This is a genomic window from Sphingomonas adhaesiva, from assembly GCF_036946305.1.
Lineage (GTDB): Bacteria > Pseudomonadota > Alphaproteobacteria > Sphingomonadales > Sphingomonadaceae > Sphingomonas > Sphingomonas adhaesiva_B.
Map to the genome: position 1 here is coordinate 312,377 of NZ_JAQIJJ010000003.1, position 13,222 is coordinate 325,598.

Sequence of the window (13,222 nt, forward strand, 5' to 3'; positions counted from 1 at the left end):
GATTTGCGGAAGCGTGGACCCCGGAACAAGTCCGGGGTGACGGCCGCTTTGGTGCAGGCGAAACGCTTCTCTCACCCCCGGGGTGACGACCGGCGTCGCGCTCACCCCGCCGGGCGGCAGGCGATCATCCCGTTGGAGATCATCGAAAGCACCGCGACGTCGTCCTGATTGAACACGACGATCCGGCTCTTGTAGAGGCCCATGTCCGGGCGCGACTGCGATACGCGCTTTTCCAGCAGCTCGGTTTCGCAGCGCAGCGTGTCACCGGGATAGACGGGCTTGAGCCAGCGCAATTCGTCGACCCCCGGCGATCCCAGCCCCGCCTGCCGGTGCGTCTTCAGATTCTCGACCAGCATCGCCATCACCATGGCGCATGTATGCCATCCGCTCGCCGACAGCCGTCCGAAATGCGTCTGTGCCGCCGCTTCGTCGGACAGATGGAACGGCTGCGGATCATAGGCACGCGCGAAGCTGATGACTTCGTCGCGCGTCACCTCGTACCGGCCGAAGCGCGAAACCGTGCCGACCGCCAGATCCTCGAAATACTGCATCCTCTCGCCCCTCGTCGTTATCGTTTCAGCACGTCGCGGAACGCGCCATCGTCGCCGTCCAGCCCGGTGCCCGCGGGCAGCCCGAGCAGGTCGCGCAGCAACGGCGCCACCGCAACATTGTCGAACGTGCCGATGCGCCGTCCGGCCACGAACGCCGGCCCGTTGGCGATGAACAAGGCGCGCATGTCCGCGGCATCATTGTCATAGCCGTGGTTGCCCCCGATGCTGGGCCTGGTCGGCGCGGTCTTGGCGATCACCCATGCGCCGCCGGTGCCGCGATCGTCGGCCAGGCAAAGGAACGGCGGGATGCGCGGGTTGGTGCCGTAGCGGAAGCGTGTCGGGATGTGCGCCTTGCGCCAGCAGGTCATGTGCGGATGCGGCCGCAGCAGCGCCGCCGCCACCGCCGCCTCGCGCCCCGGTGCGGGTTCCAGCGTCGCATAGGGACCGGCCTCCACCACGCGCGCATCCGCGGGGGGTACGATCGTGTCGAGCGCGATCGTCCGCGCGGACGAGGTCGCCGCCATGCCGTGATCGGCCAGGATGACGAGGTTGGCGGGCTGCTCCAGCCCGGCCAGCCCCGTCACCAGCGCGCCGATCTGCGCATCCACCCCGGCCACCGCCTGGGTGGTGCGCGGGTCATACGGCCCGAACTGATGCCCCGCCGTGTCGACCGCGTCGAAATAGAGCGTGACGAAGCGCGGCCGCGTTGCCGCCGGGCGCCGCAGCCAGTCGATCACCGCGGCGACGCGCTGCGCGCTCGTCAGATCCTCGTTGAACTGCTGCCAGTCGGACGGGCGCGTCGCGCCGGTGACGACGTGCGGCCATTCCTTCGCCCGCGTGCCGCCCCAGCCCACGTTGCTGCCGGGCCAGAACATCGTCGCGGTGCGGATCCCGGCCTTTTCCGCGGTGACCCAGATCGGCTCGGCCGCATTCCACCACGCGGGATCGTCGTTCGCCATCGTGAAGGCATCGCCCGGCAGCGCGGGGTCGTCGATGTTGTTGGCGGTGATGCCATGGTGATCGGGCACCTTGCCGGTGACGATCGTCCAGTGGTTGGGAAAGGTCTTCGACGGGAAGGACGGCCGCATCGGCCCGGTGACCCCGCCCGCCGCCAGCCGCGACAGATGCGGGGTGACGCCGCGGTCGAGATAATCCGGGCGGAAGCCGTCGATCGACACCAGGATCGTCACCGGCGCGCGCAGCTCCACCGGCGCGCCCGCGCGGGGAAGGGAGACGCCGGCCGGCGCCGGCTGCGTCACCGGCGACAGCGCCGGCGGACGATAGGGGTAGGCGCATCCCGATAGGAGCGCGAGAGTGGCGGCGAGAAGGGCGACGGCGGGGGCACCCGGCGACGCGATGGGCTTCACGGTCATGATGTCCGCTTACGCCGCTGACATGACGCGCGAAAGTCCCCGATGAAGGGCGCGGTGGAACGCGCAGGCGCCATCGCGCTTTGACCCGCCATGACGAAGCTCGCCACCGCGCTGGTACCGCTGCTGCTGCTCGCTGGCTGCGGGGGGTGGCGAGGGGGAGGGGAACGGCGCCGCCGCCGCCCAGCCGACGCCGGCCTCGACGCTGCCGCCGCCACGTACACCGGTGATGCAGGTGACCCCGGCGCCCGGCGGTACGCCGACGTGGCTGGAGCCGCGCGCGGAACCGTCCACGCCACCACAGGCGCCTTACGGCAACCTGCTGGACCAGACGGTGGTGAAGTGATCAGGCCCCTCCCCCTCGGGGGAGGGGTTGGGGTGGGGGCGTCCGCCGGAGGCAGCCTATTCGCATGCCGCTCGTGACTGCCCCACCCCCGACCCCGTATCGAGCGCCCCGGATGCGCCTGAAGGAGAGGGGCTTGGATGCGGATCAGACGTTGAAGCGGAACAGCATCACGTCGCCGTCGTGGACGACATATTCCTTGCCTTCCTGCCGCAGCTTGCCCGCCTCGCGCGCGCCGGCCTCGCCGTTGCAGGCGACATAATCGTCGAACGCGATCGTCTCGGCGCGGATGAAGCCGCGCTCGAAATCGGAGTGGATCGCGCCTGCCGCCTGCGGCGCCTTCGACCCCGCCTCGACCGTCCAGGCGCGCGCCTCCTTCGGCCCGACCGTGAAGAAGGTCAGCAGGTGCAGCAGCGCATAGCCGGCGCGGATCACGCGCCCCAGCCCGGTCTCCTCCAGCCCCAGCTCGGCGAGGAATTCGGCGCGGTCCTCGACCGGCATGGTCGCGATGTCGGCCTCGATCGCGGCAGAGACGACCACCGCCTGCGCGCCCTCCGCCGCCGCCTTGTCGAACACCTTCTGCGACAGCGCGTTGCCGTTCGCGGCATCCTCCTCGTTCACGTTGCAGACGTAGAGGACGGGCTTGGCGGTCAAGAGCTGCGCCTGGTCGAGCACGCGCTTCTCCTCGGCATCGCCGGTCGCGGTCAGCCGCGCGGGCTTGCCGTCGCGCAGCAGGTCGAGCGCGCGGCCCAGCACGACGGCGGCCAGCTTCGCCTCCTTGTCGCCCTGCTGCCCCTTCTTGGCGAGGTTGGGGACGCGCTTCTCCAGGCTGTCGAGGTCGGACAGCATCAGCTCGGTCTCGACCGTCTCCGCGTCCGCGATCGGATCGACGCGGTTGTCGACATGCTGGATGTCGTCATTCTCGAAGCAGCGCAGGACGTGGACGATCGCGTCCACCTCGCGGATATTGCCCAGGAACTGGTTGCCCAGCCCCTCGCCCTTGCTGGCGCCGCGCACCAGACCGGCGATGTCGACGAAGCCCAGCTGCGTCTCGATGATCTTCCCCGATCCCGCGATCGCGGCGAGCTTGGCCAGCCGCGGATCGGGGACGCCGACGTTGCCGACGTTCGGCTCGATCGTGCAGAAGGGATAATTGGCCGCCTGCGCCGCGGCCGTCTCGGTCAGCGCGTTGAAGAGAGTGGACTTGCCGACGTTGGGCAGGCCCACGATGCCGCAGCGGAAACCCATGGGGAAAACCTGTGTGATGTGGAAAGCGCCGCCGATAGGCGATGCGGGCGGGATTGGCGAGGGGTTAAGCGCAATCAAGCCCCTCCCCTTCAGGGGAGGGGTTGGGGTGGGGCAGTCAAGAGCCACAAACGCCGCGCTCGGTGAGACCTCCCCCACCCCCACCCCTCCCCTGAAGGGGAGGGGCTTAGGTCCGCACCGCTCCCGCCTCGCGCACCGCCTTCAGCGTCGGCATCCCGTTGACCGCCATCAGCAAATCCGCCTCCGCCAGCAGGCAGCGCAGCACATGCGCGCACCCGTCGGCACCGCCCAGCGCGAGGCCATAGCTGTACGGCCGCCCCACGCCGACCATATCCGCCCCCAGCGCCACCGCCTTGACCACGTCCGACCCGGACCGGACGCCGCTGTCGAACAGCACCGGCACCCGCCGCGCCACCGCCGCCGCCACGCCGGGCAGCATGTCGATCGCCGCGATCCCGCCGTTCGCCTGCCGCCCGCCATGGTTGGAGACGTAGATCGCATCCGCACCCGTATCGATCGCGCGCCGCGCGTCGTCGGGGTGGCAGATGCCCTTCAGCACGATCGGCAGCGTCGTCAGCGAGCGTAGCCACGCCATATCGTCCCATGTCAGCACCTTGCCGAAGGTCGCCCCCCATGTCCCGATCGCCGCCCGCAGATCCTCCTCCGGCGGCTTCGCCAGCAGCGCGCGGAACGCCGGATCGGTGAAATAATTGGTCAGCACATGCCCGCGCAGCTGCGGGAAGTTGGACACGTTCAGGTCGCGCGGCCGCCACCCCGTCACCCAGGTGTCCAGCGTCACGACGATCGCGTCATAGCCGGCGGCCTCGGCACGCGACACCAGGCTGGCGGCGACGTCCTTGTCGCGCGGGGTATAGAGCTGGAACAGCGCCGGCGTGTCGCCGCATGCGCGTTTCACCTCCTCCAGCGGATCGTTGGACAGCGTCGACGCGGTCAGCGGCACGCCCGTCATCGCCGAGGCGCGCGCCGCCGCCAGATCGCCATGCTGGTCCTGCGTCACGATCCCGGTCACCCCGATCGGCGCCATGAACAAGGGCGAGGGCAGCGCGCGCCCGAACAGGGTGGTGGACAGGTCGCGCTGGGTGCAATCCACCATCATCCGCGGCACCATGCCCCAGTGGCGGAAGGCGCGTGCATTCTCGTCCTGCGTCCATTCGTCGCCGCACCCGCCCTGGACGTAATTGAGCACGGCCGGCGGCATCGCCGCCTCCGCGCGTGCCTTCAGCGTGGCGAAATCGACCGGCCAGGTCGGCTGCACGCCCATCAGCCCGGCGCCATAGATCGCGTTCTGCAGGTCGCCGTAATGCGGCATGTTTCCTCTCCCGTCGCGCCGCAGAGTGGCGCCCCGCCGCGCGCTTGTCGAGGGATCGGCCCTACACCGCTTGGGGTATGTCGCAATTCGCCGACGGCGCTAACGCGTCCCTCCTGCGCGACGGAGGGATCGTGCGAGCACAGGGGTAACGATGATGAAGAAGTTGATCTGGACGGCGGCCGCGGTCGCCTCGACGCTGTTCGCGGGGGCTGCGGCGGCGCAGGATGCGGCGGATGTGCAGGGCGCCTATGTCGAGCTGCGCGGCGGGATCGCCTCGGTCAAGAACGTCGATGTCGGCTATTTCGACGCCGGTGGCACGTTCGGCGGCACCGGCACGCGCGACACCGCGACCTTCGATGTGGATTTCAAGGACGCTTTCGCGTTCGGCGGCACGATCGGCTATGATTTCGGCATGATCCGCGCCGATGTGCAGGTCGATTATGCGCGCAACCGCACCAAGCAGTTCACGCTGCGCGCGATCAACAACCAGGCGGTGACGATCACCCCGGCGATCCGCCAGGACGTGTGCGACTATCTGGACACCACCGCGTGCGGCGGCAGCGGCAACAGCTTCACCTATGAGGACGACCATCTGCGCCAGCTGAGCGCGCTGGCGAACCTGTGGCTCGACATCCCGACCGGCTCGATCGTGACGCCCTATGTCGGCGGTGGTGCCGGCCTTGCGGGCTACGAGCTGGGCGGCGAGGGCAAGGCGCGCTTCGCGTGGCAGCTGGGCGCGGGCGTCTCGGTCGACCTCAACCGCTCGGTCGCGCTGGCGATCGACTATCGCCGCCGCCAGACCAACGGCGCGACCATCACCGACGAGGATTCGTCCAACGCGGGCGTGACGATCGGCAAGGTGAAGACCGACACCATCTCGGCCGGGCTGCGCTTCCGCTTCTGATCGCCCTCCCGCCGTCACCCCGGCCTTGAGCCGGGGTCCCGCTTCCTCTCCGACGTGGTGAAGAAGCGGGACCCCGGATCAGGTCCGGGGTGACGAAGGAAGAGGCATCCACCTCTCACGCCGCCGCCGCGCTCGGCGGGATATAGCGCGACTGCGGCCGGATCAGCCGCCCGGTCAGCGCCTGCTCGCGCGCATGTGCGATCCACCCCGCCACGCGCCCCATCGCGAACACGCCCGTGAACGCCTCGCGCGGGAAGCCGACCGCCTCCAGCAGCAGCGCGGTGTAGAATTCCACGTTCGTCTCCAGCACGCGCCCGGGCCGATGCGCGCGCAGCACGTCGAGCGCGATCGCCTCGATCGCCTGCGCCTCGTCCAGCCGCCCCGCGGTCTGCGGCAGCCGCGCCACCGCGGCCTTCAGCGCATCCGCGCGCGGATCGCGCACGCGGTAGATACGATGCCCGAACCCCATCAGCCGCTCGCCGCGTGCCACTTCGTGGCTCAGCCAGGCGCGCGCGTCGCCGGCCTGCGCGATCGCGTCGAGCATGTCGAGCACCGGCCCCGGCGCGCCGCCGTGGAGCGGTCCCTTCAGCGCGCCCAGCCCGGCGAGCACCGCCGACGTCAGCCCCGCCGCGGTCGAGGCGACGACGCGCGCGGCGAAGGTGGAGGCGTTGAGGCCATGGTCGCACACCGTCACCAGATAGGTGTCGAGCGCGGCGGCGCGCGCGCCATCCGCGCCATGCCCCAGCATCCGCACGACATCGGCGGCATGTCCGGTGGCGGCATCGGGCGCGATCGGCGCTGCGCCCCCCGCCTGCCGCAGCAACGCCGGGATCAGCACCGCGGGCGCCGCCACCAGCCGCAGTGCATCGGCGGTCGTCGTCCCGTCGGGCAGCATCGCCATGACCGCGCGCATCGCGTCATAGACCGGCCGGTCGCGCACCAGCGGCAGCAACGGGCGCGCCATCGCGAACGCCTCGATCCGCGCCGCGCCCAGCGCGACCGGCACGTCGGCGGGCAGCGGCAGGAAACCGTCGAACAGCAGCGCCACCACCTCCTCGAACGTCGTCCGCCCGGCCAGATCGTCCAGCCGGTGGCCGCGGATCACCAGCTGCCCGCGCGCGCCGTCCACGTCCGACAACACCGTCTCCGCCGCCACCACCTCGTCCAGTCCGATCGCCATCACGTCCTCCTGCCTTGCGCAATGTGCCAAGGATGTGGACGATGCGGATATGGATCAATCTTGATAAAGCGGATCAATGGATAGCTGGTATTCGCGCGAGCAGGCGCTGGCCGAACTGGGCGTCGCGGCGCAGACGCTCTACGCCTATGTCAGCCGCGGTCTGATCGCGCGCCGTGCCGATCCGGCCGATCCACGGCGCAGCCAGTATCGCAGCGACGATATCGCCGCGCTCACCCAGCGCCGCGCGCGCGGCCGCCGCCCCGCCGCGATCGCCGCCAGTGCGATCGCCTGGGGCGAGCCGGTGATCGACACCGCGATCTCCACCGTCGTCCACGGCGGGCTGATCTATCGCGGGCAGGATGCCGCAGTGCTGGCCGAACATGCGACCGTCGAGGAGGTCGCGCGGCTGCTGTGGGACGCGCCCGACCGGCCCGTCTTCCCGCCGGTCGAGGCCGCGCCCGATCCGTTCGCCGCGCTCGCCGGGATGGTGGCGGCGGCGCGCGCGCTGCCGGGACGATCGCGCGACCGGCTCTGCGCGGATGCCGCCGGTGCGGTGGCCACGCTGGCGACGGCGCTGGGCGCGACGGGGGAGGGGGCGCTCCACCAGCGGCTGTCGCGCGGCTGGGGGCTCGACTGCGGTGCGGCGGAGGTCGTGCGACGCGCGCTGGTGCTGCTGGCGGACCACGAACTGAACGCCTCCACCTTTGCGGCGCGGGTCGCGGCTTCGACGGGGGCGTCGATGCCGGCCTGCCTGCTGGCGGGGCTGTCGGCGCTGTCGGGGCCGCGGCACGGGCGCGCGGGCGCGGCCACCGCAGCGCTGGCGCAGGAGGCGGTGACGCGCGGGGCGGAGGCCGCGGTCGCGCGCTGGCTGGCGGATCATCACGCGCTGCCGGGGTTCGGCCACCCGCTCTACCCGCTGGGTGACCCGCGCGCGACGGCGCTGCTGGCGGTAGTGACGTTGGACGATGCGCTGGCGCGCCTGCGCGATGCGGCGGCGGAGGCGTGCGACGCCGCGCCCAATGTCGATCTCGCCTTGCTGGCGATGACGCGCGCGCTGGCGCTTCCCGACGACGCCAGCTTCCGCCTGTTCGCGCTGGGACGCAGCATCGGCTGGGCCGCGCATGTCATGGAACAGGCGCAGACTGGGGCGATCATCCGGCCGCGGGCGCGGTATTCGGGACGGGGTTCTCGGTGAGACATCGGCCCCTCACCCAACCCTCTCCCCGGAGGGGAGAGGGCTTATGTCTTTGCTCCTAGCCCTCTCCCCCTGGGGAGAGGCGCTTCGGGTCGCCCATGCCCCCGGCATGGACTGAACAGCGCGGGGCGCTGTTCACCCGAAGCGGGTGAGGGGCCGATGTCTCACCGAGAACCCCGTCCGGAAAACAAGAAAGGGGCCGGCGGAACGATCCGCCGACCCCTCTTTATCGTTCAGGCCGGGACCGGAGTGAATCCGGTCCCTCACGTCGGTCGCGGCGTGCCGCCGCGCCGGCCGGGCCTGTCCGTCTCGCGGATAGCTCGCGCTATCCGCGTGCGAATCAGGCCGCCGACACCTCGGCCACGTCCACCTTGATCCCCGGACCCATGGTCGAGGACACCGCGATCTTGCGGACATACTTGCCCTTCGCGCCCGACGGCTTGGCCTTCACCACCGCGTCGACCAGCGCGTCGAAGTTGCGGCGCAGGTCTTCCTGCGCGAACGACGCCTTGCCGATGCCGGAGTGGATGATGCCGGCCTTCTCGACGCGATACTCGACCTGGCCGCCCTTGGCCGCCTTCACCGCCTCGGCGACGTTCATCGTCACGGTGCCCAGCTTCGGGTTCGGCATCAGGCCCTTGGGACCCAGCACCTTGCCCAGCCGGCCGACGATGCCCATCATGTCCGGGGTCGCGATGCAGCGGTCGAAATCGATCGTGCCGCCCTGGATCGTCTCCATCAGGTCCTCGGCACCGACGACGTCCGCACCCGCCTCGCGGGCCTCGTCCGCCTTCGCGCCGCGTGCGAACACGCCGACGCGCACCGTCTTGCCGGTGCCGGCCGGCAGCGTGACGACGCCGCGCACCATCTGGTCGGCGTGACGCGGGTCGACGCCCAGGTTCAGCGCGACCTCGATCGTCTCGTCGAACTTCGACGTGGCGCCCGACTTCGCCAGGCTGATCGCCTCGTCGACGCCGTGCAGCTTCTCACGGTCGATCGTCACGGCCTTCTGCTTCTTGGTCAGCTTCGCCACGGCCTCAGCCCTCCACCACTTCGAGGCCCATCGCGCGGGCCGAGCCTTCGATGATCTTGGTCGCCGCGTCGATGTCGTTCGCGTTCAGATCCTTCATCTTGGTCTGCGCGATCTCGGCCAGCTGCGAGCGCTTGATCTTCCCCGCGGACACCTTGCCCGGCTCCTTCGAGCCCGACTTCAGGTTCGCCGCCTTCTTGATGAGGAAGGTCGCCGGCGGCGTCTTCGTCACGAAGGAGAAGGAGCGGTCGGCATAGACGGTGATGACGGTGGGCAGCGGTGCGCCCTTCTCCATCTCGCCGGTCTGTGCGTTGAACGCCTTGCAGAATTCCATGATGTTGACGCCGCGCTGACCCAGCGCGGGGCCGATCGGAGGCGAGGGGTTGGCGGCGCCCGCAGGCACCTGCAGCTTGATATAGCCGGTGATCTTCTTTGCCATGTCACTCTCTGTTCCGGGCGGACGCCGAAGGCGCCGGCCCTGCTTCAAGTCGAGCGGTCGAACGGGCGCGTCGCCGCACCCTCCCGCAAGCTTTCCTCTGCGTCTCTGCGTTGGAAGCGCGCGCCCCTAGCCGATGTGGCGGTACAATGCAACCGGCAGCGGCGGGCGCATGGTTGGCAACCCCTTCATAACGGTTCGCCACTACGTCCCGATTCGATGAAATCTGGATGATGGAACCGTGACAAATTTGAAGATCAGCGCGAAGCTGTCGCTCGTATTCGGTATTCTGGTGGTCGCGCTCGTGGTCATGGCGGCTGCGTCGGTGGTCAGCCAGCAGCGGTTGAACGCCGCCGCCAGCGAACTGGGGCGGGATCGCCGTGACAAGCTGATCGCGATCGCCGCGATCAATACCGCCACGTCCGACTATCGGATCGGCGTGATGACGAGCATCCTGTCGAGCGACGCTGCGGACATCGCCGCCGCGGAGAAGGTCACGGTCGATCAGGCGGCATCGATCGATCGGCACATCGCCTATCTCGATCGCACCCTCAAGGCCCCGAAGGCGATCGCGGCGACGGCGCGGTTCAAGCAGGAATGGGCCGCCTATCTGGCGCGTGCGCGCACCACGCTGCAACTGGCGCATGTCAACCGCAACGACGAGGCGTTCGCCAGCTTCCGCGCGGCACGGCCGTTCTTCCGGCGCGCGAATGCCACCGCGGCGGAGATGAAGGCGGTGCAGATCCAGGTCATGGACGAGGTGATGGCGGCGGCGGACGCCACCCATATCTGGTCGCGCAACATCTCGATCGCGCTCGCGCTCGGGGTCGTCGCGCTGGCGATCGTGCTGCTGCTGTCGCTGATCCGCGGCATCGCGACGCCGCTGACCGCCATGACCGCGACCATGGGCAGGCTGGCTGCGGGTGACCTGCGCGCGGAGGTCGCGATCGACGATCGCCGCGACGAGGTCGGCGCGCTGGCGCGTTCGATGGTGGCCGACCAGCTGTCGGCGGCCGAGGCGGCGAAGCAGGAGCAGACCCGGCTGATCGTCGACAGCATCGGGTCGGGCCTCGATTCGCTGGCCCGCGGCGATCTGACCGCGCGGGTCGAGGTCGAACTGGTCGGGCCGTTCGCGAAGCTGAAGACCGACTTCAACCATGCGATGACCGCGGTCTCCACCACGCTGTCCGCGGTGGTGGACAGCGCGAAGGGGATCGAGAACGGCGCGGTCGACATCCGCCAGGCGTCCGACGACCTCTCGCGCCGGACCGAGCAGCAGGCCGCAAGCCTGGAGGAAACCGCCGCCGCGATGCACGAGATCACGGAGACGGTGCGCGAAACCGCGTCCAACGCCACCCGCGCCAACACCGTCGTCGTCGAGGCGCGACATGACGTGGAGGTGTCCGGCGAGGTGGTGCGCAAGGCGGTGGCGGCAATGAACGGGATCGAGCGCTCCTCCGCGGAGATCACCGAGATCATCGCCGTGATCGACGGCATCGCGTTCCAGACCAACCTGCTGGCGCTCAACGCCGGGGTCGAGGCGGCGCGCGCGGGCGACGCGGGCAAGGGCTTCGCGGTGGTGGCGAGCGAGGTGCGCGCGCTGGCGCAACGTTCCGCCGATGCGGCGAAGGACGTCAAGGCCCGGATCACCGCGTCCGGCGAGCAGGTGGAGATCGGCGTGCGGCTGGTGGGCGAGACGGGCGATGCGCTGGGGCGCATCACCGGGCGTATCGGCGAGATCAGCCGTCTGGTCGGCGACATCGCCGCCGCCGCGGATCAGCAGGCGACCGGGCTGACCCAGGTCAACACCGCCGTGGCCGAGATGGACGGCGTGACGCAGCAGAATGCCGCGATGGTGGAGGAAACCACCGCCGCCGCGCGCAGCCTGGCCGAGGAAACGCAGAACATGACGCGCGAAGTGGCCCGGTTCGAGCTGGGTCGCAGCCCCGCCGAGGCGCGCAGCGCATCCCCGGTCCACCAGTTGCAGGCGCGCGCCGCGACGGCGATCGCCAGCCGGCCGACGCCCGAGCCGCGCGCGCATCGCAGCATGGGCAATGCCGCGGTGGCGGAGGACTGGTCGGAGTTCTGAGACGATCCGCGGGGCTGCGGCGGGGACATTGCCCGTCTGCTCCCCGGCGGAGGCCGGACCTTTGCAAACGTCCTTGCCGTCATGCCGGAACAAGTCCGGGGTGACGGTTTCTTCAAGGCAGGCGAGGCGACGTCTGAAGGTGCCGCCGAGCGTACAAGCGAAGCTCCGCACGCGCGACAATGTCGCATGCGAAAAGGGCCGGAACCTCCACGGAGGTTCCGGCCCTTTTCCTGTTGCGCGTCCGGCGCGCGTTACTTGCTGCGCTCGACCTGCTCGAAGTCCAGCTCGACCGGGGTGGCGCGACCGAAGATGCTGACCGACACCTTGACCTTGCTCTTGTCGAAATCGAGTTCCTCGACGGTGCCGTTGAAGCTGGCGAACGGGCCTTCCAGCACCTTCACCGCGTCGCCGATCTCGTAATCCACCTTGACCTTGGTCTTCGGCGCGGCGGCGGTCTCTTCCTTGCTGTTCAGCATCCGCGCGGCTTCGGCGTCGCTGATCGGCTGCGGTTTGCCCGAGGAGCCGAGGAATCCCGTCACCTTGGGCGTGTTCTTGACCAGGTGATAGACGTCGTCGTTCATCGCCAGCTTGGCCAGCACATAGCCCGGCATGAACTTGCGCTCGACCGAAATCTTCTTGCCGCGGCGCGCCTCGGTCACCGTCTCGGTCGGCACCTCGATCTGCTCGACCAGTTGCTCCAGCCCCATGCGGGCCGCCTCCGACATGATCGAATCGCGGACCTTGCCCTCGAAGCCCGAGTAGGCGTGGATGATGTACCAGCGCGCCATCGCGTCTCTGTTCCCGTCTGTTCTTATCGTGCCAGGCTGAGCAGCAGCTTGACCACCGCATTGAAGAAGCTGTCGACGCCGAGGAAGAAGACCGCCAGCACCGTCGTCATGATGACGACCATCACGCCCGTCATCACCGTCTCGCGGCCCGTGGGCCAGACGACCTTGGCGGTCTCGGTGCGGACCTGCTTGATGAATTCGAGCGGTGTCGTCTTCGCCACGTCGGTAAAGCCTTGCTTCGTGTGTCGTCCCGGCATGGGGCCGCCACCGCTTCCCGGATGAAGGAAGCGGTGATGGCCGTCCGCGCTGTGGGATGGGGGCGGGACATAGGCCGCGTGCCGCGAAAAGGCAAGCATGACCCGGACGCGCGCTCACGCAAACGGGGCGGGCGCCGCCCGGCACCCGCCCCGTCGTCGCGCACCGCCATCCGGCGGCGATCAGTTGCTGTCGGAATTGTCGTCGTTGACGATCGCGATCACGCCGATCGCGGCGACACCCGCCAGGATCACCGCGCCCAGCAGGCCCGCGCCGGCCAGCTCGCTGTTCTTCGCGGTCGAGGTGCCGGCGCGCGCCTTGCCCACCGACAGGCTGGCGGCGGGATTGGTCGCGGCGGGGGCCGCGGCGGCGAGGGTGGGGGTGGCAAGAAGGCCGATCGCGGCGGCGCCGGCGAGGATGGATCGCATGAGGAGACTCCCGTTGTCGCATGTCCGGGCTGCGGACACGGGAACTGCAACACATGG

General features: G+C 69.8%; 13 protein-coding genes. 3 read left to right on the plus strand and 10 right to left on the minus strand.

What is annotated here, in order from left to right; all coding sequences use genetic code 11:
* Positions 1-101: 101 nt before the first annotated feature.
* The 4 genes from PGN14_RS04940 to PGN14_RS04955 all read right to left on the minus strand — a co-directional run bounded on the left by PGN14_RS04940 (position 102) and on the right by PGN14_RS04955 (position 4,860).
* Positions 102-551 (minus strand): MaoC family dehydratase, encoded by a 450-nt coding sequence (locus PGN14_RS04940; RefSeq protein WP_335298316.1) that lies wholly within the window; start codon positions 549-551, stop codon positions 102-104.
* 17 nt (positions 552-568) lie between these two features.
* The gene (locus PGN14_RS04945; protein ID WP_335298317.1) at positions 569-1,924 is read right to left on the minus strand and encodes an alkaline phosphatase family protein; all 1,356 of its coding nucleotides are present in this window, start codon (positions 1,922-1,924) and stop codon (positions 569-571) included.
* A gap of 487 nt (positions 1,925-2,411) precedes the next feature.
* The gene (gene ychF, locus PGN14_RS04950) at positions 2,412-3,512 is read right to left on the minus strand and encodes a redox-regulated ATPase YchF (RefSeq protein WP_335298318.1); all 1,101 of its coding nucleotides are present in this window, start codon (positions 3,510-3,512) and stop codon (positions 2,412-2,414) included.
* A 184-nt stretch (positions 3,513-3,696) separates the two neighbouring features.
* Positions 3,697-4,860 carry an alpha-hydroxy-acid oxidizing protein gene (locus PGN14_RS04955; RefSeq protein WP_335298319.1) on the minus strand — a complete coding sequence of 388 codons (1,164 nt, stop codon included), beginning with the start codon at positions 4,858-4,860 and terminating at the stop codon, positions 3,697-3,699.
* Positions 4,861-5,011: 151 nt separating this feature from the next.
* On the opposite strand from PGN14_RS04955, the gene PGN14_RS04960 reads away from it, so the two are divergent.
* Positions 5,012-5,764, plus strand: a complete 753-nt coding sequence (locus PGN14_RS04960) for an outer membrane protein (RefSeq protein WP_335298320.1) — start codon at positions 5,012-5,014, stop codon at positions 5,762-5,764.
* 115 nt (positions 5,765-5,879) lie between these two features.
* Here the strand turns inward: PGN14_RS04960 and PGN14_RS04965 are convergent, their stop codons facing one another.
* Complete coding sequence (locus PGN14_RS04965) at positions 5,880-6,944, minus strand: citrate synthase/methylcitrate synthase (protein WP_335298321.1); 1,065 nt, start codon at positions 6,942-6,944, stop codon at positions 5,880-5,882.
* A gap of 76 nt (positions 6,945-7,020) precedes the next feature.
* On the opposite strand from PGN14_RS04965, the gene PGN14_RS04970 reads away from it, so the two are divergent.
* Positions 7,021-8,139, plus strand: a complete 1,119-nt coding sequence (locus tag PGN14_RS04970) for a citrate synthase (RefSeq protein ID WP_335298322.1) — start codon at positions 7,021-7,023, stop codon at positions 8,137-8,139.
* 340 nt (positions 8,140-8,479) lie between these two features.
* Here PGN14_RS04970 and rplA read toward each other — a convergent pair whose 3' ends face one another.
* Positions 8,480-9,172: a 50S ribosomal protein L1 gene (rplA, locus tag PGN14_RS04975; protein ID WP_335298323.1), complete on the minus strand. Its 693-nt coding sequence runs from the start codon at positions 9,170-9,172 to the stop codon at positions 8,480-8,482.
* Positions 9,173-9,176: 4 nt separating this feature from the next.
* Positions 9,177-9,608 carry a 50S ribosomal protein L11 gene (gene rplK, locus PGN14_RS04980; RefSeq protein ID WP_335298324.1) on the minus strand — a complete coding sequence of 144 codons (432 nt, stop codon included), beginning with the start codon at positions 9,606-9,608 and terminating at the stop codon, positions 9,177-9,179.
* Positions 9,609-9,846: 238 nt separating this feature from the next.
* On the opposite strand from rplK, the gene PGN14_RS04985 reads away from it, so the two are divergent.
* Positions 9,847-11,694, plus strand: coding sequence for a methyl-accepting chemotaxis protein (locus PGN14_RS04985; RefSeq protein ID WP_335298325.1), 1,848 nt, complete (start codon positions 9,847-9,849; stop codon positions 11,692-11,694).
* A 251-nt stretch (positions 11,695-11,945) separates the two neighbouring features.
* On the opposite strand, the gene nusG is transcribed toward PGN14_RS04985, so the two are convergent.
* The 3 genes from nusG to PGN14_RS05000 form a co-directional block, all read right to left on the minus strand.
* Positions 11,946-12,482, minus strand: a complete 537-nt coding sequence (gene nusG, locus PGN14_RS04990) for a transcription termination/antitermination protein NusG (RefSeq protein ID WP_335298326.1) — start codon at positions 12,480-12,482, stop codon at positions 11,946-11,948.
* A gap of 23 nt (positions 12,483-12,505) precedes the next feature.
* Positions 12,506-12,703, minus strand: a complete 198-nt coding sequence (gene secE / locus PGN14_RS04995; RefSeq protein ID WP_335298582.1) for a preprotein translocase subunit SecE — start codon at positions 12,701-12,703, stop codon at positions 12,506-12,508.
* A 216-nt stretch (positions 12,704-12,919) separates the two neighbouring features.
* Complete coding sequence (locus PGN14_RS05000) at positions 12,920-13,165, minus strand: hypothetical protein (RefSeq protein ID WP_335298327.1); 246 nt, start codon at positions 13,163-13,165, stop codon at positions 12,920-12,922.
* Positions 13,166-13,222 lie beyond the last annotated feature (57 nt).

Coding starts and splice junctions, on each gene's coding strand:
- PGN14_RS04940 (WP_335298316.1), bottom strand. CDS start 551: ATGCAGTATTTCGAGGATCTGGCGGTCGGCACGGTTTCGCGCTTCGGC.
- PGN14_RS04945 (WP_335298317.1), bottom strand. CDS start 1,924: ATGACCGTGAAGCCCATCGCGTCGCCGGGTGCCCCCGCCGTCGCCCTT.
- ychF (WP_335298318.1), bottom strand. CDS start 3,512: ATGGGTTTCCGCTGCGGCATCGTGGGCCTGCCCAACGTCGGCAAGTCC.
- PGN14_RS04955 (WP_335298319.1), bottom strand. CDS start 4,860: ATGCCGCATTACGGCGACCTGCAGAACGCGATCTATGGCGCCGGGCTG.
- PGN14_RS04960 (WP_335298320.1), top strand. CDS start 5,012: ATGATGAAGAAGTTGATCTGGACGGCGGCCGCGGTCGCCTCGACGCTG.
- PGN14_RS04965 (WP_335298321.1), bottom strand. CDS start 6,944: ATGGCGATCGGACTGGACGAGGTGGTGGCGGCGGAGACGGTGTTGTCG.
- PGN14_RS04970 (WP_335298322.1), top strand. CDS start 7,021: ATGGATAGCTGGTATTCGCGCGAGCAGGCGCTGGCCGAACTGGGCGTC.
- rplK (WP_335298324.1), bottom strand. CDS start 9,608: ATGGCAAAGAAGATCACCGGCTATATCAAGCTGCAGGTGCCTGCGGGC.
- nusG (WP_335298326.1), bottom strand. CDS start 12,482: ATGGCGCGCTGGTACATCATCCACGCCTACTCGGGCTTCGAGGGCAAG.
- PGN14_RS05000 (WP_335298327.1), bottom strand. CDS start 13,165: ATGCGATCCATCCTCGCCGGCGCCGCCGCGATCGGCCTTCTTGCCACC.